This window comes from Clostridium sp. AF19-22AC, from assembly GCF_003479085.1.
GTDB classification, from domain to species: domain Bacteria; phylum Bacillota; class Clostridia; order Lachnospirales; family Lachnospiraceae; genus Faecalicatena_A; species Faecalicatena_A orotica.
The window spans coordinates 1-23,383 of the sequence record NZ_QUGN01000022.1; the positions used below are offsets into that span (position 1 = coordinate 1).

The following is a 23,383-nucleotide window of genomic DNA, read 5'->3' on the forward strand; positions in this document are numbered from 1 at the left end:
TTTTTCATTTAACTATTGACATTTATTAGCTGGACTTCCATCGGTTCTCCTTTTTCAAAACAGTACCCTATCTGCTTGACACTTAGGTACTATTTACTTTCTGACTCCCGAAAAACTTTGCTTTTTCTCTATTTTTCTGCCACTTTTCTGCTATCGAAAAAGGTGCTCTGACAGCAGGAGTATTTTTCGATACTGTTTTTCACATTTTTTGAAGCCATTTTGGAAAGTTTTCTGTATCCATAATATAAACCTCTGTTGCATCCTGTTCTGCCATTCTGGTAATGTGGTAGGTATCCACATGCAGACCGCTATCTGATGCCAGAAAGAAATTTGATATCACATCCAGTACGTGTTTTTCTTCAAAATTATCGTGATCCCGAATGCGTCCCAGCGGTAAATCCCGGTTATACAGATGTACAAAGCAAACAGTACATTTCTCATATTCCGGTATCCTTTTCTGTTCCTGATTTTGACAGATACACCACTGTTTAAATGCGATATATAAAGGTTTGTACAGATAATCGGTATAGTGTTCTTTCCGGTGCGGAATCAGAACCGGCATAATGATTTTTAAAATTTCATCGGAATAATCCATTTCAATCCCATGTACAGCCACAAGTTCTGACTGATACTGTTCATATTTCACCTGATCCAGCACGACTTCTAAGGATAAACGCCTCAATTTTTCTGTTAAACGCTCCCCCTTTTTCGACGATTCCAGTATCATATCTGTAAAATTTTCATAACCACTTTCCGTTTTACATCTGGAATATGCGATCAGAATATTTCTGGCTTCTGCCATAAGCTCTCCCACCTCTGAGGTCATTTTCTGTGCTTCATCTAACTGTTTTTTCACCTTTTGAAATATGTCCTGATTACTGGCTTTCTTTTTGATAATATTCGACTTCACCATCCCCCTTTACCGTGCAATATCCAATCACATCCGGAATCCGAATCTTCGGGATACTTTCCGGTTCTTCCACTACCACAACATGCCCGCATCCGTCTATTTTTTTCCGTACAAACAATTGATTTGTCAGTTCAATATCCTCCGGTGCAATATAGAGGATGTCATATATTTCTCCGTCTCCTACAAAAATAATCCGTATCGGATATTCCTCCTTAGATGCGAGAAAATGCTGCTCAATCTTCTTTTGATTCATCAGGTCAATCAGTACCCACAGGCAGGTACTTATCCCACGTTCCCATGCTGTATGTGCAGATTCATTAGCAGCCACCTGTTTTGTTTCGTTATTCACATATATCATGCGGTCTTTTTCCAGTACCTTTAAAGCCCGCCCAACAAATCTTTCCCGTCCGTCTTTTTCAAAGTAAGCATACAACTGACTCTTATCCAGCACGTTATATTTTTGAACCAATTCTTTTAATTCCCGTTCCACGTCTCTCTGCTTATTCTGATTTTCCATAATGCCTGTATCCTTTCCAAATAATCATAGTTACTTAATGACATATAAAAAGCGCATTGTATGACAAGTTATTACCTGTTTTCTTTCGCAGATAATCTTGTGACGCATACAACAACGCTTTTAATACGCATTATTACAAATCTGTTCCGCTATGTAGTCTGTTTTCCGTATGCCTGTTGTCCATACTTCTGCAGACGCTCCTTTAATTCCTGCAAGTCCTTTCTGTCCGTTGTGATCAAGTCTTTTTCTAACTGACTTGCCTTAAAATCTACGATTAGATTATTGCTGTTCGTAGAAATCAAACCTGTTCCCCTTTCAAATCTTGTAATGGACATTGCTTCTGCTTCAGATAAATCAAGTTCCTCCCGTATATTCTCTGCTTCGCTGGTCTCCATGTTGAGAATGATTTTGGTCTTTGAGTTATTTAAGATTCCCCTTCCAAGTTTGCCACCTTTTAATGCAAAGAAATCCACGAGATCCTGTGTTGCACAGATTGCAGAGCCGCCATAAGCACGAATTACTTTGAAAATCTCCAGCAGGTATTCTCCTGCCAATTCATTTGACACCAGGAGTTTCCAAGCCTCATCTACAAAAATTGCCTTTTCCACAGTTCTGTCCTCTTTTGCCTTCGCCCAAACAAAATCCAAAGCAACAAACATTCCAAGCAGCAGATCGCCGGAAAGCTCTGAAATATCCAGAACTACATATTTATTTGATAAATCCACATTTGTTTTCTGGTTAAATGTTGAAGCAGAACCATGTACCAATCGGTTTAAAATATTAGCCATTCTCCGGCACTCCCTCTTTCTGAGCAGAACCTCATACAGATCACCCAAAATCGGCATATCTTTGTATTGCCCCGGCTTGTCTGGATTTTCCAAACTTTGATTATCGTGCGTAATCCCTTTTTCCGCATAGGTAATTACCAATGCCTCATCTAAAAGCTGCTTTTCTTCGTGACTCAAATCCGGAATCAGTAAGCTGAAGAAAATATGCAGACTTTGTATTTTCATTGCCAGTTCTGAGCGTTCTACTGTGTAACCATCTAATATTTCACTGGCACTTGTATCCGTGGGACGAATTTCCATTACATTGATACAATTTGGTGAAGCTGGAGAGATCTGTATAAAAGCCCCTCCAATATTATTACAGGCTCTCGCAAACTCATGCCCTTTATCCGGTGCAATAATAAATACCTGTACATTCTTTCTTCTTAAACGCAGTGCCATTAACTGCATGGTAAAAGTCTTACCGGCGCCGGATGTCCCCAAAATGGCAATGTTAGCATTCTTATATATTTTCGTATTGAAAATATCTACGATTACTAGTGAATTGTTTGCTTTGTTGACACCCATCATAATTCCGTCTTTGTCCGACATTTCATAGGAAGTAAATGGATAGCAGCTCGCCACTCCGGAAGTCAGTACATTCCGCTTTGAACGTTCATACAGTTTCTTATCCAGACACAATAAAGGCAGCGAAGACAAAAACGCATTTTCTTCACGAAACATACAGCTTATCACTCCGATATCCTGAGAGTTCAATAGCTTTGTCATTTCTCTTACACGCCACTCGACTTCTTTTGCGCTGTATCCTGTAATAGTGATCAGAGTGCTCATATAATAAAAATCCTCACTCCCGCTTAACCCACGTTTCAGATAATATCCTGCATGGATAGACTCACTCAGATCATCAAAATCCGTATTGGTGTCATAGGTATCTTTAATTTTGGAACGATTTAGACGGATTCTTCTGCCGATACGTTCCATGGATTTACTTTTATCCTGTCGGAAAAAGAAAACATCTACATCAATTCCTTCACCTGCATTGATCAATAGTGACAGCCATCCCGCTGGTACTCTTGTCCTGTATTTATGGGAAGGTATCAGAAGATAACTGTAATACATACCGTCAATGACAAGATGACTCCTGTGCCGCATATCCATTGTTTCAGGTGCAATCAGTTCAGTAACCGGAATGTGGCTGATACTCTCCCTACCATTCTCTCTCTGGTAATACCTTGCTACTTTTTTTGTCCGTTCCTCCAAAGTTTCATACACACTCGTCTTTCGATTTAAAATTTGATACAGGACATCCACCAGAAAACGGGTGTCATTTTCATATTCCAGTACAACATTCCCACATTGAGAAAGATACTTTTTTGCAGTCTGTACTACTGACCTCATGTAAAGCAGTACCTCCCTCTCTTTTGGATTTTTGTTATTGTTATAGGACTGATATTCAAACACCATAAAAAAACGTCTGGTAATTGCCTCTTTTCTTCCCAAACGCTCAATGAGTTTCGCATAATCCTCCTGAAGCAGCTTTACCCTGTAATCCGGTTCCCGTTCTGCCTCTTCTTTGATTTTTTCTATATACTCCGAAATATCCGCTTTCTTGGATACCACTTTAAACTGTATTTTAACAGGTGCTATTTTTAAGTAGGACATAAAAGACATAATGATATTGCGTTGTTCAGATGATGAGCGCAACAGGAAGTTGATTGGCAATATTTCTATCAGTTTCACATAGCGGTGATCCGTTGTATAGATAACCCCGTTTTTTATCTGACGTATCGGAAGATATGAGGATACCCATGTTACCGGAAGTAAGTCCAAATCCGGTTCTCGCTCTTTTTTCTCCTTTCTCCGATCATCTCTTAAATTACTGATATTTTCTTTATGAACTTCTGGCTTGTCCAGCTCTTTTTTCAGCTTCTTTTCTTCTTTCATCTGAACTTTTCGCATCCGTTCCTCTTCCCGGAAACGTGCCCGCTCTAACTTCTGCTGCTTTTTACGTTCTTTTTTCTCTTCTTTAAGATTCCGTTTTTCCGTCTGTTTTGCTTCTTTTAGCTGACGTTTTAATTCTTTTACCTCGTTTCCTATGACGCTCGCCTCCTTTTCCACTCTGGCTCCGGTATTGCTGTTTTCTTAATCTGCGATTCCTTTTTAAACGATATTTACCGTCTGGAACTGTAAGTATTCTCCGTCCCCACAGGTATTTCAGAAACTGAAATAAAAAAGAAGTCAGGCTTTCCCCCTGTACCCCTAACACCGCAAATATAACAACTGGTATCATTACAATTATCCCGGCATAGATTTTTCCTTTCACGCTGAGGTTTGTTGCCATAAGCAACTGAAATAAAAGAAGAGCCAGAACCCCTGCTTCAAATGCATTTCTTAATCTGACTCTTCCTGAAAAAATAGTACCTTCTTGTGCAAAATTAGGCGGAATTGTATATACGTCTACCTTTTCTCTCTGTACGATTTTGACCACCTCCTGTTAGTCATATTGATTTCTTTTCTTGCGGAACAAAAGTCCAATGCCGAGAACCGCTGCTAACAGAATACAGCCGCACAAAACATACTTTTCTCTTGTGCTGCCTTCCTCCAAAAGAATCTCAATCTTATTCTCCCTATCCGCTGCATTTCTTATCCCAGCCTTTTCAACCATTTTTGTTTCCCTTTTTTCTGCTTCTGCCACCGTTCCTGTCTTTTCTTTTGTGACGTTGATTTTCAAGAGAAGTAATTGATTCTGTTCCATTTCCAATACATCCTTTGCATATTCCGTTTTATAGATATACTGTTCATCTACTGCCTCGACCGCTTTTACTTTATAAACTCCGTTATTTACCGCAACATTTTGTTCATACAGATTATCCGGCGACAATTCATATTGCCTGCTCTCTCCGTTTTCTTTCTGTATCGTAATGTAGACAGTTCCCGTAAATTTAGGAAAATACTCCGTCCGTAAAGCAAGTGTGGCTGTTGCTTGTTCCGTATCCGTAAAATTTTCTGCATACGTTTCCCGTTCTTTCCATTGATCTGTTTTCGCTCTTACATTGCCCATGTCGTCAAATAATACATACTTCCCTTCTACGTTTACGGTATCATATGCCCATGATCCAACAATTTGTTCTCCTTGTTCATCAAAGCCCCTACCTTCTTCCCACCGAATAATCTCTGGTAATTCCTGCTGCTCATTCCCTTTTGCAAATATCTCTGCACGAAACATACAAACTAACAAACTGCATGTGGCAATCAAACAACACATTTTCCTTTTTGAATACATCTGCCACTCCTCCTACTAATCTTTTCCAATAATCCAAAATGCCCCGGCACTTAAATCACGACCGTATGATTTTATCGTATCAACGCTGTATGCCTTTGTACTTCTCTCCCTGCTCGCACAATCTGCAATGGTAATATACCCGTCTCTTGTAACGCCTGTAAGTACGATAAAATGTCCGCTGCCACTTCCCGTTATGGTGTATGCTTCACAGATTTCCACAACCATTTTCCCTTCTTTTAAGGATTGCACAACATAATCCATACGATCTTTTCCTACACGTTCACAAGTCAATCCCCAGTTACTTGCAGCATTTCCGATAAAAGAATGTGCCGTACCTGCTCCCGGTACATACTCTCCGTTATTCATGGAGAATGCACAGGTTGTCTGTGGATTTACAATCTTTCCGGTAAGCGTAGATATGACGATGGACATTGAAGTTGGTCCGCATCCAGCTGCCCCTATGGTGCTTGTGCCATACGGCATACTCCCCCAAGGTTCTTCCGTCTGATTAAAATAGACTACTTTTTTGACTCCTTTTCCAACCGTATCGTAGGTGAAAATATCGCCTGATGCGTCAATATTGCTGACGTAGGTATCCTCCCCGCCGCCAGTTACAAAATCTTTCCATGAAAAGAGGGAAAAGAAAGCATCTTTCAAGGCAGCCACTCCTTCATCCATCACTTTCAATACCTTTAAGACCAATTCAAAAGTACTCTGGCTTGTAACGTATTTATATTCATATCCGCTTCCGGATACGGGTTGTGAACTAAGAAGAAGTGCAAGGGTATATTCGACTGTTTGCTTCATCACAGGAACAGTTTCCTTTACCACGTTTTCCCCATCTGCCTTCAGCTTTTCATAGGTGGTTTGATCAATCTCCTGCTTCCCTGATTCTAAAATCTGATAATATACGGACTCCATAATCTCACGTTCTTTTTCATCTGTGACAGACCATGAAAAAAAGCTGTCAACATGTTCTGTGACAGCAGTTTTTAACTGTTGATATGGTTCACTCAAATCTTCATCCGTCTCTGTTCCCTCGTTGTTTCCATTCTTTCGTTCCTCAATTGTCAGATATCCCAAAACCTTTTTCACATAATTTTGAGTCTCTTTATACGGCGGAATTTGATATCCATATTTTATAACTGCCCCCGGACCTGCGTTATAAGCAGCAATCGCAAGTTCTAAACCATTGGAATAGCCTTTGAACTGTTCCAAATTTCCAGCAATATATTTTGCACCGCCCATAATATTTTGACGGGCATCATAAGGATCTACCCCTAGAGAAGCGGCAGTTCCCGGCATAAGCTGCATCACTCCGATTGCTCCTGCACTGGAAACGGCACTCTGATTAAAATTTGACTCCGTTTTTCCCATTGCTTTTAATAAAGCCACCGGAACACCATAGGACTGTGCAGCCTCTTGGAAGTAAGCATCATATGGACTTGACAGATTTGTTGTCATATCTCCCCACTCACTGGAATATCCTAAAAACTCATTTCTCGTGTTGGAATCCCAGATATCCAGTAAAAATATAGAAAGATAATAGCTTGCATTTCTCTTAAACTTTGTTTCATATTCATCTATCACAGACAATTCGTAATCATTATAATTTTCCTGCTTATCTGCAGCAATCTCTTCCAACCTTACATCTCTATTCTGCTCAATGATTGCCATAATCTCATGCTCATACTCTTCCTTGTCCAAAATCTGCTCTACCCGGACTTTCAGATTGGCAAGTTCTTCCGACTGGGCTTCATTTGCAAAGGCATCTGCATCAGCGAATCCAAGATAAGTCAAAATAATACCAATGAGATTTGCAATAATAAACATCCATAAGAAGATTGCCATCAAAATACCACCGACTACCTTCCAAAATGTTTTACTCGTTACAATCACGCCTACAACTGTCCCCAGCGGTCCTGCAAGGGCGGTTCCTGTTGTTGCACCAGCTGCTGCTGCGCCTCCCTGTGCCGAAGCAGTTGCGGCGTAAGCTGCCTGTGATGTATGAGCCGCCTTTTGTGCCGCACCTGCTCCCTGTCTGGCCTGATTTACTGTTTTCTGAATTTGCCCCGCTGTTTGTGCTGCCTGACTTACAGTACCAGCTGCACCATCTAAAGGAGAGGCATTTGATTTGTCATCTCTCATACATTCACCCCTTCCTTATGTCAGAAAATCATCTTCATTCCGTCTGTGATTTTTCTGGTTTCGCTGATTAAGTTCTTCCCTTGATTTTGGAACTTCCCAGCTTTTCCTTGTTTCAGCACCGTTTCTCCTGTCCTGGCTTCTAACCTCTTCCGTATTTAAACCATTTAAACTATGGTCTGTATCCATGGTGGAAGAAGTATTTTGATGTATCGGTACATCAAAATCGTGATATCCTTCTGACTGATAGCCTCTGTTCTCTCTATCCAAGCCATCATTTGTATGCAGAGATCTACCCTCTGCTGTATAGTCTTGTCCACCTGCATCAAAAGAATCGGACAGCATTACACCGCCATCTCCGCCTATTTCGCTGATAATTCCACCAGACTGTCCGGATACCTGTTTACCAGATAATTGATTTCCTCCAGAAAGCGGCGATTCTCCACCGGATGTATCCATTCCACTTCCAATTCCGATATCTTCGCCACCAGTACTACCAATTGCATTTCCGTCTAATTCCATTTCAGGCTCTATGGAATCTCCCGTTTCTGCTTCATCTTCCTCTACCGGATAATCTCCGAAATCACTCACCATACTTCCCTCTCCTGTGAGCACAGTATCCATATCTGTACTATCTGCACTTTCCACAAGACCATCTGTACCTTCCACGAGACCATCTGCAGAATTCTCTGACAACTCACCGGAATCAAAGTCTGTGCCATCGGAGAAACCATTCATATCTGTCATTCCCTCTTCATCAGCAAACGTATCTTCAGGCATCATACCCATTTCTTGCAATACACCGCCCTGTTCCTTATCCATAGAATCAAAGTCGTTTCCATCTGCTTCCATATCTACTGCTTCATCAACTGTTGCACTATCAAAATCATTTTCGCCCTCCATGTGCATCGCATCACCGTCGTTTCCAAATCCCATTGGAATCGGACCTGGTGCAGCATCCGTCATTCCGGCTCCATCTGTAGATACCTGGCTATTTCCTGCATGATCACTTGCTCCTGCTGAGTCACCGACGCCCCTTCCGACATGTGACAGCACTCTTCCGGCTGCCATCATCAGACCAAGCGCCCCGATTCCAGTTGTTGGTCGTCCTAAATTAACGCCCAGTGAGGATAAATATGAGTCTAATTTAAACGTGACTTTACAAAAGCCTACCAGACATAACGTTGCGACAAAGAATTTGGTAAATCCGTAACTGCTTGCATTAAGATTCCCATACCCTGATAAAAACATTTTCAAACACCATGAATTCAGAATAATTAACACAATCTGCCCGCCAAACATCTTCGCCCATGATGCCAAAATGTTATTTGTTGCTTTTGAACCGCCCGTACCAAATGCTAAAGGTGCAGTATAGGAAAATACACCAAGCAATACATATCTCTCTGCAATTACAAAGAGCATTTTAAAATAATTCCATGCAACTACAAACTGCATGATTAACATAAGCACCGCTATGTTTAAACTGTCAATTCCCAGTCCGCCAGTCAGTCCTTCCAATGCTGATACATATTCGGAAAAACTGCTTACCTCAATATCTGTTCCTGCAATCCATTGATACGGCGTACCTGCCACCGTCAGAATATAGTCCACCAATGGCTTTGCCGCCACAATAAAAAAAAGACTGATTCCAGTCCGGCATACCAATTCTATTGGATCTTCACTAGCAACTCCTGCTTTTCCAAACATACTTTTAAATAACTGCCAGACACAAATCAAAAGAAGCAGGGCTATTCCCATCGGCAACATCACATTCGTATACAGGTCTCCTACCACAGAAAATAATTCCTCAAATAAACTAAGGTCACAGGACAGTAGCTCTGTAAACATATCCGTCACAAGCGTCATCATGTCGATTACAAACTGTGACAGCATTTCTCTGATTCCCTCGACCAATAATTCTAATAACCAACCCATATATGTCTCTTACCCTTTCAGGCAACCTCCTTTCTGCCGGGAGAGCGCCGGCTTTGTCTGTTTACATTAACCGCCGAACATACTCTTTGGAATGATACTCTCGAAATATGTTACAATCGCTCCCATTGTCATGAGTGCTGCCCAGCAAATGATGATTCTCTTTAACCAGGATCTTGATTCATCTACTGTCCGACCTGATTTAGAAAAGTTCATTAAGAATAAGCATACTGCCGCACACACAACCGCTGCTACTGTTGCTATACCCGCTACATCTTTGTAAACTGTCTGCATCGCATTTTTTGCTGTATCAAAAATACCGGCGGCAAAAACAGGTGATGCCGAAACCGCAATCAGTGCAACAGCTAAAAAAGCAATAAATGCAAAACGAGGAACCAGTTGCATGTACTGATTCCCCGTTTTTAGACTATCCATATTCTGTTTTTTGATATTTTCTGCCAATAACTTCCCTCCCTTCTGTATGAAAATCAACTTACTTTTTGCATAAAAAAAGACAGCCCTTTTGTGACTGTCTGTTTGCTGTAATGTTTTGCGGCTCTCCATGCAAGTTCCGTTCATGCACAAAACTTTACTTTATCATTGTATATTTGTGGAAGTCATCTGTCAATATCAATAGGTTCGCAATATAGTCGCATAATCATAGCAATTTTATCTCTTATAGAATAAAGTCACCATTTGTAGTAAATTTCATCCTAAGAAAAGTATTTTGACTCTTATTGTATTTTACCAAGTTACTTTAACAGCTTTACAGTACTAATAGATACCGTTATAATTATATAAGATATTAGAATTAACTGAAGAGGTGATATCATGACATACAAAAAGAATAATAACCAAAAATATAATAAATTTTCGTCAAATTCAAACAAATCTTTTCAACAATTCATCTCTCAACCAATTGGCTTTGAAAATAGTAATGTGTTGGAACCTGTAATGAATACCGATGGATTATTTAAACTAGCTAATTTTGTGGAATCTAACAAAACAGAAGTGGGGTTTCCCGAAGTGACCGTAATTCCAGATTTATTGCGGAGTGTCGGAAAGTTTGTAAATGAAAGGAAACGCATGAAATATGCTCATCAAGAATTTGAAAAAAAGCTAAAGTTTATATCAGACGGTGTAGATAAGCAATATCATGTGGCTATGAGTCGTATTGAAAGCGATACAGAAATAAAACTCGCACAAATCAAAGGTAATCTTCAACAAAGTATTATGAACATCAATCGTTATTATGACACAGAAATTCAAAGAATTGCTTCTGCTTACAAATTGAAAATAAAAGAAATGGATCTGTACTATAAAAACTTAGAAGCACAAAGGAAAGAACAGAACAAACGATTTGATAAAATGATGAAATTAGCTATGATAGACAGAAAAAAGGCTTCAAAAGCAATTTCCGAAGCCGAACAAGTATGTCAATTTTACCAAACCAAAATGTATGCTGGAACAATTAGTAAAAAGGAGATGAAATTCTATATGGATTTACTCAGATTAAGAATAAATGGTGTAACTACCATCGTAAATATTATTCCTATGTTAGCATCAAAAATACACTAAAGAGGGTTATTATGAATACATTAAAAAATACGCTATTTGACAATATTGGAATGGTTATTGTGGCAGTAATTATCATTTTCTTAATTATAATTCTTTTTAGCTCTAACAAAAAGAAAAAACATTCCATTCCGAAAAATCATAGGAATAATACTAGCTATACGATTCAAGATTGTAAAAGTACTGATGATTTACAATTTAAAATTGACACTTATCAAAAAAAATTAGAAATTGAATTAGAAAAAAACAAAGAATTAATTCAAAATGCCAAACGCAAAGGATATATAAAAGCTAGTACAGCATGGACAGAACGATTTCAAGAACTTACCAATGTGTCTTATACCTTAAACAAAAACTTAGAATACGAAAATCAAAGGCGTCTTGCGAACGATAAATTTCACAGATATACTAGTTTACATTTTCGTTCTTTTATTATGAGTAATATCGCATATTCCGACTATATTGATTCCAAAAAAGTTAGAGATGAAATAAGTAACTTATTGGTTGCAATAGGTAAAGGGGAAGTTCGTGTTTCTCCTCACGACAAAAAAGAATTATACAACATTAAAGACGTGTGTGTAAAAACAACTAAATGTTTATATGAACGCATGGTTTCAATCCAAACAAAAACTGGTATTCTTAGGGACAAGATTCGTGATGAGTGTGGAAAACGCGGCATAGAATGGTATAAGAAAAATATCAACAACAAAAATAAATAGGTCTAGACAGTTCTTAGCTAGTCTCCGAAAAGCACCTAAGACTACCGGGAGAGGGGGAAAATCCTTCGCCCCTTTCCCTTTCCTTCTATGCTGCTATCGGCATTGCATTATCCTCTACCATCCCAAAATCAATACAGTAACGAATACGGTCTGTTTCAAATTTAATGTATGCATCCGTTACCTCAATCACACGCCTTACCCTTGCGGTTTCTTTCCATGTTCCATTACTGAAATATCTTACAGTCATTCCTCTGATTATCGGCAATACAACTTTGCCATAAATCTGTACAAATTTTTTAGGTTTCATTCGTTTTCCTCCTTTCCCGTTCTTCTTTTTTCCCGCTATCCTCCTTTCTGATACTTTCTCCTTTCAGACACAAAAAAGGCACTGATTATCCTAAAACAATCAATGCCTTTCTTCCGAATTTACACGCAGTAAACTGCCTAAATTTTAGTTCCAACTTATGCTGAAACAAAAACTCTTCTTTCAGAAATCATTTTCTGAAAAACACTTGTATCAAGCTTATCATACAACAATATATAGTTTGTGTCAATATCAAAACACAACATATAGTATTTTTATTTCCTATTCTTCCGGTTTTGATTGAGGATATGGGAATTTTAAAATACACATCAACATGGTATAGACAAATTCTTGATATAGATCTTCATCAAATTTTCCATTCACAACCGACTTACTAATCAATAATGGACGGTACATTTCTATTATATCCATCATCGCTCTTTTATCATATGCTTTCGCATACTTCAACATTTCTTTAAACTCCATGACGTTTACCTCCCATTAATTTCCGTAGCTTTTTGATAGCATTATAGTATGTATTTTCAGCTTTTTTCTCTGGAAATCCAAGAATCCAATCAATTTCTCGAAATGTTTTTTCGTAAAATATACGGAGCAAAATTACTTTTTTCTGTTCTTCAGATAACGTAATTAATGCTTGTAAAAGCTGATAATCTTCTATCTGCTCTAAAAGCAGCCTGCTCTCTACTATCTCACTAAATACTTTCCCTGACAGTTTTTCTATTTTTCCAAATAGTTCTTCTGTATCCTGCTTCAGAACACTCAGGTACTCTTCATAATTTACTTCAAGACTTTCAATCCTGTATTTTTTCCTCAGGTATTGTCCTCTCCTGTTTAAAATTGACTGTTTCACATACGCACTAAACTGCATTTTTAATTCATCATTATATTTATCCATCTCTGCCTCCTGAAAGTTTTTACTCATTTCGCTGAACCTTTCAGGCGGTGACCTTGCCCAGTATTTTTTCTGCATCCGCATATATTCATGCAGAAAAATACATTTTTCGACAAAAAAATAGACTGTCAGGATCATGTCCCAACAGTCTGTTATTTCGCTTATATTACCTTGATTGCAGTATTTCTTTTTTATAACTCTACCGTTTATCTCTAGAAATATCTGCCAAAATATTTGTTATACTTCTATATGAGATTATACCTTTCTTTTGTATCTTTCAATATTAAAATGGTTATTTAGTATAATCTTAACACCAATCTCTTATGTCAATTCTTACTTTTTACTAGCATTTTCTTAATTCACAGTTAATATATTCTCCTGAGAGTCCTTTTTCTCCAAAAATTCCTGTATATCCCCATCGAAAGAAGTAAATGTGTCTACTGCCACTTCCTCAATTTTCTCAAAGTCACAATCAATCATTTCTGAAGTTCTTTCTTCCTCTTCAACACATCTCTGTTCAATCATCTCCATTAATGCTTCTTCTGATACAGCCTGCATATACTGATTTCCGCATTTTGGACAGATACGTGCTTTCTTCAGTATTTGTGCCTTGCACTTTGGACAAGTCTTATATTTTCGACGTTCCATATCCTCTCTTGCCACAAACAAAATAATTCCTATGACACCGAGAAAGACAATCATACTTCCTGCTACCCTATTCATAAGCTGTACACCTACCCCCATGAGCTGCACTGCACACAATCCATATATTTTGTTCATTTTCATGATTCTTCTGCCTCCTCTAAAATAATTTTTTTATAACGATCCCCTGGACAGCACTTCTACCTATACATCCCCAAATACGTGAGTCCAAAGAATCCATCATATTATCCCCGATTAGAAAATACTGATTTGCAGTTACTATAAATTCCATACTCGTCCGTTTCATATCAACGGATTCCGCAGCTTTTTTCCCATTCACGTATACACCACTTTCATCTATACTGACTACATCACCTTCTATAGCCAGTATTCTTTTTACTACCATGAGGTCAAGTTCTTCTATGTATGCGATAATAATATCATCTTTTTTGGGTACTCCCCATTTCTTTAATAAGAGTACATCTCCATTCTGAAAAGTCGGTTCCATTGACTTCCCGTTTACATACGCTACTTCAAAAAAACATTGAAACAAAAGCATGATCAATACCGCAATGATGATTGCCAGCGTCATTCTGCCTGCATTTCTTTTTGTTCTCGTATACCTCTCTCCTTTCCTACTCCATATCCTCAAACATTGCATAATTCTGACGCATCAAATCAGCTTCCTCCCGATCCAGCACACTATCCTTTACATCTTCTACCTGAATCAGTCTGTCCGCCTTATTCTGTTCTCCTATTTTATGAATCGCTGACTCTGTTTCTGATAACTGTTTCCTTTCCGGCTGTTCTACGACCGGTATCCTTCCATCTTGCAGCTCCCAATAGGCAAGTACCGCCTTTACAATGTATCTTGCCTTTTTTCTGCCGCATTGGTTCAAATAGGCACTTACCCGTCTATGATTTTCATCATCTTCATCAAATCTCAAATTAAAACGGTGTTCATCCTGTTTTGCCATAAGGATACCCCCTTTTACTGCATTTCTTTATCAAACAGATATTTTTTTCGGTACCCATGTACATTGACTTTTGAATCATTTACCACGTAATATTCTCCGTCATATCGTTTCCACACGGTTTCAATTATCTTTGATAAAAGAATTGAACCTCCACCTACAAAAATCGTCATTGCCGAACGCAAATCTATTCCGCACTCCCGAAACATTCCCAGTATTTCTTCCACATGTTCGGTAACGATTTCTACTACCCGTTTTCGAATCGCCTCGCCGTACATACAGCTTTCTTCTTTCAGAACAGAATCAATATCATTTTCTTTTAAGTCCAAGTCAAACTTTTCACGAATCCCTTTATTTACCCTCTGATACATGGAGATAACGCCTTTTCCTGTTGAATCTGTGTAATTCCACAAAATCATACCCTTCTCCAATAACATGTAATCTAAGGTATATCCGCCAATATCAATCATCAATACTTTTGGATATGTAGACAGTTTCAGTTCTTTCGCCAGATACAGATATGCAGCGTATGTCTGCATATGAACATATACATTAGAGAAAGTCAATCGGTATGACCTTCCCATATATGCACAATGAACCAACCGCCCCTCTCGATAAAAGTAGTCTCTGAACTTTTTGTACTGACTCCGATAATATAGCGGCGGAAGTCCTACTACCAGGTCCATACTAATCAGTTCCCCCGGAATAAATAGTCTGGACTGTCTCAGCTTTTCCAATTCTTTTGCAATTGCAAACAGTGTCAGTAGGTAATAACGGTCATCCAGCGTCTTATCCGGCAAATACACATTTCTTTCATGGCTTAACCGATAATATTTATCTTGAAACATTAACGCCTCTTCATTTTCCCCCGGCATGCTCTCCAATGCCGTAATCCCAGAATGAAACTCAAAATTTTCTGTTTTAATTGCTTTATTTCCTGTGTCAATCGGTATCATTAACATATTTTGTCTCTCCTTTCCGGTACAAATCTTTCAAAAATTATTGTGTAATTTATGCGCATTGATTACTTGTACCTAATATAAATTTTTCGCACTTTTCATGTCAACAGAATATCTATTCCACTTCAAAATTATTTTTGAAGTACTCAATAATCTGTCTGCTCTCGTCTTCATATCCCCACAAAATACTGCTGACAGCTTGAAAAGCCTGCTCTCGCCATCGGAAATACGTTGCCCGGTGTATTCGTGTGATTTTTGGAAAATGCGGCTCTAACAGGTCTAATATCTCATCTATGTTCTCTGCTTTTCGTGCTGACATATAACTGTAATATAAAACCCAGTAATAACGTTCTCCTTGCGGATGAAAATTTCTCATCAACTCTACCGCTTCATCTATCAGTTTCAGAAACTTATTAGATCGGTTGATTACTTCTATCCTCTGCTTCATATCATCTAAATCCTGATTGATATCCATACCAGCCTGATAGATACTATCCAAAAATTCATCAAGATCCGTTCCATACTCTTCCCGTATCCGGTGCTTTACTTGATTGACTTTAATCTGCATTCTCCAGTTTACGGCTCGATATATTTTAAATAGCCGGATTACATCATGGTAAACGTTATTTTCCTCCCCAGTAAAATCCCTATTTATTACTCCTGTTTTTCCCATATATCTGCCCCCAATTTCTTTGCAGTATCTTTACTTGTTTTCTGTTCTTCTCTTTCCTCATAATCTGCCAGTTTTCTATCACTTCTTTTTCCTACCACAAGGCAGCAATACAATAAAAAAAATAAAATGCCACCTATAACGCTTAACAACAACATATAATTCCTCCAAACTGTTTTCCATTCTCCTGTGTACATCCGTCTGAACGCTTCAGTGACTACTGTATTTAATTGTCAATGTACCAAACTTCAATAAATAAAAAGGCGGTACATGTGATGTTTCTGTAAATAAATATAAATTTAAGTGTAAAAAACCATAAAAAAAGAATTTCAATTATCAACTGATAATCAAAATCCTTTAACTTATCTTATAATACATAAATATTATTCTATTCTTTTTTCCCCATTTTCCAATATCGGTGCATAAAAGGCTGTCACTTTCAAGCCTTCCTCCTGATAATCAATTTGCACATAATAATCTCGAATCATATATGCTGTATATTGTCCCTGTAGGGAATACAGTTCCATGGTTTTAAAATCTATAAGAAATAAATCTCTTACCTTAGGGCTTTTGTCTTCCGGCACATACGTTTCTGTTACCCTTTCCAGCTTCTCCAGACAAGCTTGGCAGAATAATTTTCTCGCTACCTTTCCATCTAAAATACTATCTTCTCCATAGTTCACTTTTACATTAGAAATCCCACGATTACTCATAGGGCTGCTGTAAAAGAAATTGCCACCCTCTCCCGTTCCTGTAATTGTATTTACAGAACCGCTGGAATTAATCAGTTGTCCTGCATCATCCCTGTTCCGTGTACGGAGATTTTCCACATGCCAATGGTTAACACTGACAATTCCCAATTCATCAGAATTCCGATACATTCCCATAAGGCTGCGCTTATTATTTCCGCACAGATAACAGTCCACCGAATCTTTTACTTTTGAATGAGCAAATTCGATTTTTTTATATTCATAAGAAACCTCTTTCTGATTTTTTCTCTCTTCAATAAGATTATCTTTCTGACTGAAAAATTGAACCCCGTTCCACAAAAGAGATGCAAAAGATAAGAGCACCATTCCCCAAATTAGCTTTACATGTACCACATAATACCGTTTCATTTTCCTCTACCCTCCTAACACTCTCTATTTATGATTCTATCAGTCATTATTTATGTTTTATCATAAAACAAATTCAAAAAGAGGGTATGAAACGATGTGGAATCCAACCGCCAACTTGCAGTGCTACTCCAGAAAATTTCATTGATGGCGAAATAATCCATGCACAGTTATTCCTTCTACATACGTTTTATAAAAGGATCTCCAACAAGAGATTATTTTTCAATCTTTAACCAATGCCATGAATATCCTGCTCTCAATATTCTTGCCCTCTCACATGGCTCGTTTTTCCTACTTTTTCAAAGGTTTTTCTATTTCATTTGTAAAATATAAATTTTTAAAATTTTTTTTACCACATTCTTCATTTTGCAACCTATTCATTGCAATTATATCCTCTTTCTCCCATAGAATCAAGATAGCAATGCAACGTATTCATTGCAAATTTTTCTGTAATATGTATATAAGTAAGGGAGAAAATAAAATGGATCAAAAATTAAAACAGGACATATCAATCGGCACTAGAATCCGGGAACTTCGGATAGAACGCCATATGACTCAAGAACAGGTAGCAACAAAACTACAACTTCTGAATTTAGATATCACTCGCAGCGTATATTCACAAATAGAGAACGGTACATATAATATTCGAATTTCTATCTTAGCAGGCTTGGCACAAATCTTTCAAGTGGACTACAATTGCTTTTTTCGTGATGTTCACCTCTCCATTTCTTAGGTTTTTTAGAATTGAAAATATCTATTGCATTACTAATAGTGTAAATTACAAAAAAAGTACTGGACATCTCCAAGCCCAGTACTCTTTTGCATCATGCTCTTAATTCTCTTCTTTCTCTTCTTTCAACATTGCTATAACTTCTTCCAAACTCTTACCTGAGTTCTGAACTAATCTATAAAGTTCATCCTTTTGCTGTTCTTCAATCTTTATTTTCAAATCTTTTCTCTTCAGACGTAAATTTTTTAATGAACTCTCTGTAGCCTCAATCTCCTTGTCAACCAAAGCTAACTGTTCTTCCAAAGTAATTTTTTCCATTTTCTTTCTTCCTCTTGGCATAATTATATCCTCCTATATGATTATATTTTTTATTCTATCACTTTTCTTCTAATAATACCACAACTTCTTCATTACACTCTTTATCCCTCTAGCCCTTACTAGATTCATATAATTATGCTTCCTTAAAAACACTTTACAGCCTAAGTCGTTTTCGCCTCCCTTTTAATAATTTCAGAAAAATAAATTCTTTGCATTTCTAATGAACCATATTCCTCCCAATCAAAGTACTCTGCATCTTGATCTGTCAACCTCTCTCCGCTTGCAACAATCTTCAATCTGCGTATTATTTCTTTGACGGAAGGAAATAATACCTTGCTGTCATTTGTGTAAAACAAATACATATATCCTCTTGATGTAGTAAGATTTTGCGTACTGCCAATGATAATGACTTTAAATTCTGCATCATTTACTACGGAAATCTCTGCTGTTTTTAACTTTTGATTCCAGATAATATCTAAACATTTAAATACTGGCTCTCTTTTTAAACTGCTATATCCATTCTTTATCTTTACTGCAAGCTCTCTATACCCCATACTATTCTCCTTAAAAAGGCATTGACTATTCCATAAAATAATCAATGCCTTTCTGATCTTTACCTATTGTCCCTTTCTTTACCTATGCAATCATATCCAAAAATTCTACTTCTGAAAGAATTTTTATTCCCAATGACTGTGCCTTTGCTAGTTTACTTCCAGCCTTTTCACCGCAAATTAGATAATCTGTATTCTTACTGACTGAACTCCCCGGTTTTCCACCAAGTTCCCATATCTTTGTATTGATTCCATCACGAGTAAAGGTCATAAGTTTACCTGTAACAACAATCGTACAGCCTTGAAACGGATTATCAACCGTTACTAACTTGTTTTCTTCTGTTTCACTCTCCATAGGTCTAAAGCTCATTTCCATTTGCAAATCCCTCCACAAGCTCAAATTCTCTTCATTTGCAAACCACGTATGAATATTTCGGTTTAAAACATCTCCGAAATCTTCTATCTTTGAAAAATCAAAGTTTCCTGTAGCCGCTTTCTCAAAGCTGTCCAAATTTCCTTCAAAAATTTCACACAACACCCTGCTCTTTGTCGTACCTACCATTGGAATGTCCATTGCAGTCAAATAATGGATAAAATCTGTGTTTCTGCTCTCATTGATTGCTGTCCAAAGCCTCTCATAAGACTTTTCCCCATATCCATCCAAAGCAACAATTTCTTTTCGATACCTGTCTAAATGGTAAATGTCCTGGAATGAAGTAAGCCATCCACATTCCAAAAAACGCCGCAAATTTGATTCGGAAATCCCAGATATATCCATTGCCTTTTTCGCTACAAAGTGAACATACTTCTTTAATATCTGGCTATCGCATTCCGGATTGTCACAGTATATAGTCTCCAAAGTATTTCCTTTATTCGTTTTCCCTTTCCGTATTCTTGTATTACGGCCACAACAAGGGCATTGAAGCGGATAAGTGTCATAATAAAAACCCCTATCAAGGTTATCCTCTATATGTGGAATAATCATATTCCGCTTTGAAACCAGAATACGGCATCCAGGAACCAATTCCAAATTCTTAATGAAAGACAAGTTATGGAGTGATGCTCTTGAAACATCCGCACCGTCAATCTCTACAGAATCAAATACAGCAACCGGTGCTAAATCACCAGATCGTGAAGGTGTCCATTCTATTTCTTGTAGTGTTGTTTCATAAGTTTCATCCTCAAACTTGTAGGCAAGTCCATCCTTATAATGGTGTCCAGTTTTACCACATTTAAAAGAATAGCTAAGATTGTCATAAATAAGAACCAAACCATCTATGGGAATTCCCTTTTCACTTGCAACAGTTTTCAACTTCTCAATCTGCTCTTTAAGTTCTTTCTCACTGTGTTTTCCTGCTTCCATATATACATAAGGACAAGTATCAAATCCCAAGACTCCAAGTTGCATTAGCTTAAACTCCCTACTATCAACACCAGTTCCTTCATCCATCCCCTCTAACACATTAAAGGGAATAAAATGAACATGTCGTCCTTTACACACTTCTGGATTCAGATTACGGACAGAACCGGAAGCCAAATTGCGGGCATTTTTATAAGGTTCTCCATTTCCATCTCGGATTGTATCTTTTAACTGGCGAAAATCGTCCTTATAGATAAATGCCTCGCCAGTCGTAACAAGCCTTTCCCTATAACTGATAGAAAGCGGAACATTTTCAAATGCAGGGATATTGTGGGTAATATCCTCTCCAACATTTCCATCACCACGAGTAGATGCCTGTACCAGCCTACCCTCTTCATAGACAAGCTTAACAGTCAGTCCATCCAGTTTCAACATCAGTAAGGTATCCTGATTTTCCATAAAATCAGCCAACTCCCTAATCTGTTTTGTTTTTTCAAGCGAAAGCAACGCTCTTGTATGCCTTACTTTCGCTAATTCACTGACTGGATAATAACCGACACTCTGCGTTGGCGAATTAGAGAAGATAATTCCTGATTTTTTCTCCAGTTCTTCCAAACGGTCAAATAGACGGTCATATTCCTTATCAGTCATCTTTGGGGAATCCTTATTATAATATGCATCCCGCTGTTCATTCAATGTCTGAACTAATGTTTTAATTTCCTGCAACATGTTACCCACAGCTCCTTTCTACTACTTTGATTGTTTAAGCGAAACTATGTCCTACTTTCTGACACAACTTTTGTTAAAACAAAAAAAGACACTGATTATTCCATAAAAATAATCAATGCCTTTCTGTACTCAAAACACGATAGCAGACTTCATCTGCAAAAATCATGGTTCTAATCACTCTGCTTAGAACAAAAGTTTTATAATTCCTTCTGTATCTCGGAATTACAAATGTGTGTCATACTTATTTTATATGTAGAACCTATAACTGTCAATAGAATACTTTGATCATTAAATTTGCCCAATACTATCAAAATATTTTCTAACTATACTCATGTTTTAATCTTTTATATTCGCTTTTCGCACGTAAATAACTATAATAATTCCAAATATTTGCTGTAATTGGTATATCTTTCAAATATACAAATTTACTCATTATATGTATCTTATGAACAACACACCAACGATAAATATCTCTCATATATAATTTCTCACCTGCTTCTATCCGATTGCTTAAATACCAAAATTTAGAAATATCTTCATCTCTTTTAAATATGATGTAAAACTTTACATTATAATACTCCACAACTGCATACTGCATACACATCTCTCCTCTTCCTGTGTTTCCTGTATCAAATAATATCTTTTTTCACGCACAATCAACATTATACACATATATATCCACTAGTACATTTTTTGGCCAAAATATGCCCGATTCCACTTTTTTGATACAAGTCCTTTAATTCGCTGTCCAGTTCACTTTTGTCACCCAGAAGAATTGCACTCATACTGTTTCCGTAATAGTCTCCCAGATGTTCTGTCAGCTTTTTCTTCCATTCCGCCCTTAATACTGCCAGCTTTTCTCTCAGTAAAAAAATATGCTGATTTTGTACTTCCACGGTGTCTGCCCATACAAATGCATGGATTCCCTGTTTCTGGTAATAAAACTTCTGATTAAAATTCCCGGGATTTCTGGCGGCCTCAAAAGCTTCTGCCTGACCCGTTACTTTGATTTTGTTTCCGATTGAAATATGATTTGTTGTTTCGATATAAACAAGAATTTTAGATTCCTGAAAGATTCGTTTTTTCATAAGGACACGATTGTCCTTTAGATATAATATTGTATAATCCGGCTTTTCCTCTCTCCGGCAGACGGTGCCCGTAAGGACAACCCCGCTTTTGTATTCCAAATTTTTTTCAAAAGCGGCGGGCTTCTGATCTGGTGCATGAAAAAGCCCGCCGGTGATAACTGCCTGAATACAAAGAAAGAGGACAGCCGCAGCGCAAAGCGGCCGTTTTATCATTCTTCCTCCGTTTTCTCCACCCACTCCATATCCCGCTGGAGCGGTTGGGTTAAATCTACGGTATCCATGTAGGATACATTTTTCTCTCCATTAATCGTTATCTGTACTTTACTTGCCGTTGTCCCCTCCACAATGGAATTGACAATCGAATAAATGGTAAGTTCCGGTTTTACGTCTACACCGCCTGTCAGGAATTCATCGTCGAAATTCACATAACAGATCCCATCCTTAATTGTCACTCCTAACACACTCACATTTGGATTCAATGTAGGCTTTCCAGTGTTTTTCTTAGGCCCCTTCATCAACTTCTCAACGATCAGCTTTTCTTTGGACATATTACTGCTGTATCTTACATCCAGCTCCTGTTCGACCAGCCTGTCCCCTGCCTCGTTTGCAAAATACAAAGTCAGTGTCCCTGTCTGGTAAGAGCTCAGGGAAGAATCCGTATTCTGGACAAAATCATCTTCATTTAAGAAACCGGCAAGTGTCCCATCCCCGTTATGCAGGTCTTCTCCGTCAATTGTAAACCAAAGGGCACTGATCCCGTCTATCCTCACGATCGACTGCACAATCGCCGCACGCACCAGTTTTTCCTCCAGCGGCGGCATTTCCAGATATTTCCCGTTAAAGTCCAGATACAGGACCTGACCCTCCAGTTCGCTTTCCTGTACCTTGACATCTTTCGGGATGGGGGTTGTAATTTCTATATCTTCTGTCGGCTTCTTCAATTCCTTCAGCATGGCCCGTGCCGCCTTAAGCGGATCTTTCTCCGTATTCTCATAGGCTGCCTTGACAAGCCCTGTCCTGTCTGAATTGAGACAGTAAATGTACGGATCACCGGCTTTCACTTCTGTTTTTTTTGAACATGCAGATATGAACATACTAAGAAACAATATACAGATCACCATATAGGCGCCGCTTTTTCTTTTTCCCATCTTTCGCGCCCTC

The 23,383-nt window shown here is 38.0% G+C and carries 26 protein-coding genes; 3 read left to right on the top strand and 23 right to left on the bottom strand.

Features of this window, described 5'->3' with window-relative positions:
- Positions 1 to 199: 199 nt before the first annotated feature.
- From DWX43_RS20435 to DWX43_RS20465, 7 genes are all read right to left on the bottom strand, one after another.
- Positions 200 to 913, bottom strand: coding sequence for a DUF6100 family protein (locus tag DWX43_RS20435; RefSeq protein ID WP_207733111.1), 714 nt, complete (start codon positions 911 to 913; stop codon positions 200 to 202).
- Positions 876 to 1,427, bottom strand: coding sequence for a DUF5697 family protein (locus DWX43_RS20440; protein ID WP_117500895.1), 552 nt, complete (start codon positions 1,425 to 1,427; stop codon positions 876 to 878). Before DWX43_RS20440 ends, DWX43_RS20435 begins: the two co-directional genes overlap by 38 nt.
- 149 nt (positions 1,428 to 1,576) lie before the next feature.
- Positions 1,577 to 4,333 (bottom strand): DUF87 domain-containing protein, encoded by a 2,757-nt coding sequence (locus DWX43_RS20445; RefSeq protein WP_330582297.1) that lies wholly within the window; start codon positions 4,331 to 4,333, stop codon positions 1,577 to 1,579.
- A 376-nt stretch (positions 4,334 to 4,709) separates the two neighbouring features.
- Positions 4,710 to 5,498 carry a hypothetical protein gene (locus DWX43_RS20450; protein WP_118621650.1) on the bottom strand — a complete coding sequence of 263 codons (789 nt, stop codon included), beginning with the start codon at positions 5,496 to 5,498 and terminating at the stop codon, positions 4,710 to 4,712.
- Between the two features lie 15 nt (positions 5,499 to 5,513).
- A complete protein-coding gene (locus DWX43_RS27575; protein ID WP_118621651.1) occupies positions 5,514 to 7,646 on the bottom strand; it encodes a transglycosylase SLT domain-containing protein in 2,133 nt (710 codons plus the stop codon).
- A 15-nt stretch (positions 7,647 to 7,661) separates the two neighbouring features.
- Entirely contained in the window at positions 7,662 to 9,578 is a 1,917-nt protein-coding gene (locus DWX43_RS20460; protein WP_118621652.1) for a hypothetical protein, read from the bottom strand.
- Between the two features lie 66 nt (positions 9,579 to 9,644).
- Entirely contained in the window at positions 9,645 to 10,037 is a 393-nt protein-coding gene (locus DWX43_RS20465; protein ID WP_243099414.1) for a hypothetical protein, read from the bottom strand.
- A gap of 369 nt (positions 10,038 to 10,406) precedes the next feature.
- On the opposite strand from DWX43_RS20465, the gene DWX43_RS20470 reads away from it, so the two are divergent.
- Both DWX43_RS20470 and DWX43_RS20475 read left to right on the top strand, forming a co-directional pair.
- On the top strand, positions 10,407 to 11,153 hold the full coding sequence (locus tag DWX43_RS20470; RefSeq protein ID WP_118621653.1) for a hypothetical protein: 747 nt from the start codon (positions 10,407 to 10,409) through the stop codon (positions 11,151 to 11,153).
- A gap of 11 nt (positions 11,154 to 11,164) precedes the next feature.
- Entirely contained in the window at positions 11,165 to 11,869 is a 705-nt protein-coding gene (locus DWX43_RS20475) for a hypothetical protein (RefSeq protein ID WP_117500890.1), read from the top strand.
- 85 nt (positions 11,870 to 11,954) lie between these two features.
- Here DWX43_RS20475 and DWX43_RS20480 read toward each other — a convergent pair whose 3' ends face one another.
- The 10 genes from DWX43_RS20480 to DWX43_RS20520 all read right to left on the bottom strand — a co-directional run bounded on the left by DWX43_RS20480 (position 11,955) and on the right by DWX43_RS20520 (position 17,449).
- Positions 11,955 to 12,176, bottom strand: a complete 222-nt coding sequence (locus tag DWX43_RS20480; protein WP_025580086.1) for a hypothetical protein — start codon at positions 12,174 to 12,176, stop codon at positions 11,955 to 11,957.
- Between the two features lie 279 nt (positions 12,177 to 12,455).
- On the bottom strand, positions 12,456 to 12,659 hold the full coding sequence (locus tag DWX43_RS20485) for a helix-turn-helix domain-containing protein (RefSeq protein WP_117500889.1): 204 nt from the start codon (positions 12,657 to 12,659) through the stop codon (positions 12,456 to 12,458).
- Complete coding sequence (locus tag DWX43_RS20490) at positions 12,649 to 13,089, bottom strand: sigma-70 family RNA polymerase sigma factor (RefSeq protein WP_158547684.1); 441 nt, start codon at positions 13,087 to 13,089, stop codon at positions 12,649 to 12,651. Before DWX43_RS20490 ends, DWX43_RS20485 begins: the two co-directional genes overlap by 11 nt.
- A gap of 351 nt (positions 13,090 to 13,440) precedes the next feature.
- The gene (locus DWX43_RS20495; RefSeq protein ID WP_118621654.1) at positions 13,441 to 13,872 is read right to left on the bottom strand and encodes a zinc ribbon domain-containing protein; all 432 of its coding nucleotides are present in this window, start codon (positions 13,870 to 13,872) and stop codon (positions 13,441 to 13,443) included.
- A 16-nt stretch (positions 13,873 to 13,888) separates the two neighbouring features.
- Positions 13,889 to 14,320: a signal peptidase I gene (lepB, locus tag DWX43_RS20500; protein WP_207733097.1), complete on the bottom strand. Its 432-nt coding sequence runs from the start codon at positions 14,318 to 14,320 to the stop codon at positions 13,889 to 13,891.
- 43 nt (positions 14,321 to 14,363) lie between these two features.
- Positions 14,364 to 14,705: a hypothetical protein gene (locus DWX43_RS20505; protein ID WP_118621655.1), complete on the bottom strand. Its 342-nt coding sequence runs from the start codon at positions 14,703 to 14,705 to the stop codon at positions 14,364 to 14,366.
- 14 nt (positions 14,706 to 14,719) lie between these two features.
- Positions 14,720 to 15,664 carry a ParM/StbA family protein gene (locus DWX43_RS20510; protein ID WP_118621656.1) on the bottom strand — a complete coding sequence of 315 codons (945 nt, stop codon included), beginning with the start codon at positions 15,662 to 15,664 and terminating at the stop codon, positions 14,720 to 14,722.
- Positions 15,665 to 15,776: 112 nt separating this feature from the next.
- Positions 15,777 to 16,334, bottom strand: coding sequence for a hypothetical protein (locus DWX43_RS20515; RefSeq protein ID WP_117500884.1), 558 nt, complete (start codon positions 16,332 to 16,334; stop codon positions 15,777 to 15,779).
- Positions 16,316 to 16,528: a hypothetical protein gene (locus tag DWX43_RS26810; protein ID WP_147356321.1), complete on the bottom strand. Its 213-nt coding sequence runs from the start codon at positions 16,526 to 16,528 to the stop codon at positions 16,316 to 16,318. The genes DWX43_RS20515 and DWX43_RS26810 overlap by 19 nt, the downstream gene beginning before the upstream one ends.
- A gap of 186 nt (positions 16,529 to 16,714) precedes the next feature.
- The gene (locus DWX43_RS20520) at positions 16,715 to 17,449 is read right to left on the bottom strand and encodes a hypothetical protein (RefSeq protein WP_118621657.1); all 735 of its coding nucleotides are present in this window, start codon (positions 17,447 to 17,449) and stop codon (positions 16,715 to 16,717) included.
- A gap of 478 nt (positions 17,450 to 17,927) precedes the next feature.
- Between DWX43_RS20520 and DWX43_RS20525 the strand changes: the two genes are divergently transcribed.
- Complete coding sequence (locus tag DWX43_RS20525; RefSeq protein ID WP_118621658.1) at positions 17,928 to 18,179, top strand: helix-turn-helix transcriptional regulator; 252 nt, start codon at positions 17,928 to 17,930, stop codon at positions 18,177 to 18,179.
- Positions 18,180 to 18,278: 99 nt separating this feature from the next.
- On the opposite strand, the gene DWX43_RS20530 is transcribed toward DWX43_RS20525, so the two are convergent.
- The 6 genes from DWX43_RS20530 to DWX43_RS20555 form a co-directional block, all read right to left on the bottom strand.
- On the bottom strand, positions 18,279 to 18,515 hold the full coding sequence (locus DWX43_RS20530) for a hypothetical protein (RefSeq protein ID WP_118621659.1): 237 nt from the start codon (positions 18,513 to 18,515) through the stop codon (positions 18,279 to 18,281).
- Between the two features lie 140 nt (positions 18,516 to 18,655).
- Positions 18,656 to 19,048, bottom strand: coding sequence for a hypothetical protein (locus DWX43_RS20535; RefSeq protein ID WP_118621660.1), 393 nt, complete (start codon positions 19,046 to 19,048; stop codon positions 18,656 to 18,658).
- An 82-nt stretch (positions 19,049 to 19,130) separates the two neighbouring features.
- Entirely contained in the window at positions 19,131 to 21,134 is a 2,004-nt protein-coding gene (gene ligA / locus DWX43_RS20540) for an NAD-dependent DNA ligase LigA (protein WP_118621661.1), read from the bottom strand.
- A gap of 319 nt (positions 21,135 to 21,453) precedes the next feature.
- Positions 21,454 to 21,732, bottom strand: a complete 279-nt coding sequence (locus tag DWX43_RS20545; RefSeq protein ID WP_243099417.1) for a hypothetical protein — start codon at positions 21,730 to 21,732, stop codon at positions 21,454 to 21,456.
- Positions 21,733 to 21,796: 64 nt separating this feature from the next.
- Entirely contained in the window at positions 21,797 to 22,435 is a 639-nt protein-coding gene (locus tag DWX43_RS20550; protein ID WP_118621663.1) for a ComEC/Rec2 family competence protein, read from the bottom strand.
- Positions 22,432 to 23,370: a GerMN domain-containing protein gene (locus DWX43_RS20555; RefSeq protein WP_109733101.1), complete on the bottom strand. Its 939-nt coding sequence runs from the start codon at positions 23,368 to 23,370 to the stop codon at positions 22,432 to 22,434. Before DWX43_RS20555 ends, DWX43_RS20550 begins: the two co-directional genes overlap by 4 nt.
- Positions 23,371 to 23,383 lie beyond the last annotated feature (13 nt).

What these genes read in the sequence shown, in the direction of transcription:
- DWX43_RS20550 (WP_118621663.1), bottom strand. Translation starts at nt 22,435, where the DNA reads ATGATAAAACGGCCGCTTTGCGCTGCGGCTGTCCTCTTTCTTTGTATT.
- ligA (WP_118621661.1), bottom strand. Translation starts at nt 21,134, where the DNA reads ATGTTGCAGGAAATTAAAACATTAGTTCAGACATTGAATGAACAGCGG.
- DWX43_RS20525 (WP_118621658.1), top strand. Translation starts at nt 17,928, where the DNA reads ATGGATCAAAAATTAAAACAGGACATATCAATCGGCACTAGAATCCGG.
- lepB (WP_207733097.1), bottom strand. Translation starts at nt 14,320, where the DNA reads ATGACGCTGGCAATCATCATTGCGGTATTGATCATGCTTTTGTTTCAA.
- DWX43_RS20520 (WP_118621657.1), bottom strand. Translation starts at nt 17,449, where the DNA reads ATGAAACGGTATTATGTGGTACATGTAAAGCTAATTTGGGGAATGGTG.
- DWX43_RS20490 (WP_158547684.1), bottom strand. Translation starts at nt 13,089, where the DNA reads ATGGATAAATATAATGATGAATTAAAAATGCAGTTTAGTGCGTATGTG.
- DWX43_RS20450 (WP_118621650.1), bottom strand. Translation starts at nt 5,498, where the DNA reads ATGTATTCAAAAAGGAAAATGTGTTGTTTGATTGCCACATGCAGTTTG.
- DWX43_RS20480 (WP_025580086.1), bottom strand. Translation starts at nt 12,176, where the DNA reads ATGAAACCTAAAAAATTTGTACAGATTTATGGCAAAGTTGTATTGCCG.
- DWX43_RS20510 (WP_118621656.1), bottom strand. Translation starts at nt 15,664, where the DNA reads ATGTTAATGATACCGATTGACACAGGAAATAAAGCAATTAAAACAGAA.
- DWX43_RS20485 (WP_117500889.1), bottom strand. Translation starts at nt 12,659, where the DNA reads ATGGAGTTTAAAGAAATGTTGAAGTATGCGAAAGCATATGATAAAAGA.
- DWX43_RS20545 (WP_243099417.1), bottom strand. Translation starts at nt 21,732, where the DNA reads ATGCAGTATGCAGTTGTGGAGTATTATAATGTAAAGTTTTACATCATA.
- DWX43_RS20440 (WP_117500895.1), bottom strand. Translation starts at nt 1,427, where the DNA reads ATGGAAAATCAGAATAAGCAGAGAGACGTGGAACGGGAATTAAAAGAA.
- DWX43_RS20460 (WP_118621652.1), bottom strand. Translation starts at nt 9,578, where the DNA reads ATGGGTTGGTTATTAGAATTATTGGTCGAGGGAATCAGAGAAATGCTG.
- DWX43_RS27575 (WP_118621651.1), bottom strand. Translation starts at nt 7,646, where the DNA reads ATGAGAGATGACAAATCAAATGCCTCTCCTTTAGATGGTGCAGCTGGT.
- DWX43_RS20535 (WP_118621660.1), bottom strand. Translation starts at nt 19,048, where the DNA reads ATGGGGTATAGAGAGCTTGCAGTAAAGATAAAGAATGGATATAGCAGT.
- DWX43_RS20435 (WP_207733111.1), bottom strand. Translation starts at nt 913, where the DNA reads ATGGTGAAGTCGAATATTATCAAAAAGAAAGCCAGTAATCAGGACATA.
- DWX43_RS20505 (WP_118621655.1), bottom strand. Translation starts at nt 14,705, where the DNA reads ATGGCAAAACAGGATGAACACCGTTTTAATTTGAGATTTGATGAAGAT.
- DWX43_RS26810 (WP_147356321.1), bottom strand. Translation starts at nt 16,528, where the DNA reads ATGTACACAGGAGAATGGAAAACAGTTTGGAGGAATTATATGTTGTTG.
- DWX43_RS20530 (WP_118621659.1), bottom strand. Translation starts at nt 18,515, where the DNA reads ATGCCAAGAGGAAGAAAGAAAATGGAAAAAATTACTTTGGAAGAACAG.
- DWX43_RS20515 (WP_117500884.1), bottom strand. Translation starts at nt 16,334, where the DNA reads ATGGGAAAAACAGGAGTAATAAATAGGGATTTTACTGGGGAGGAAAAT.
- DWX43_RS20495 (WP_118621654.1), bottom strand. Translation starts at nt 13,872, where the DNA reads ATGAAAATGAACAAAATATATGGATTGTGTGCAGTGCAGCTCATGGGG.
- DWX43_RS20475 (WP_117500890.1), top strand. Translation starts at nt 11,165, where the DNA reads ATGAATACATTAAAAAATACGCTATTTGACAATATTGGAATGGTTATT.
- DWX43_RS20555 (WP_109733101.1), bottom strand. Translation starts at nt 23,370, where the DNA reads ATGGGAAAAAGAAAAAGCGGCGCCTATATGGTGATCTGTATATTGTTT.
- DWX43_RS20470 (WP_118621653.1), top strand. Translation starts at nt 10,407, where the DNA reads ATGACATACAAAAAGAATAATAACCAAAAATATAATAAATTTTCGTCA.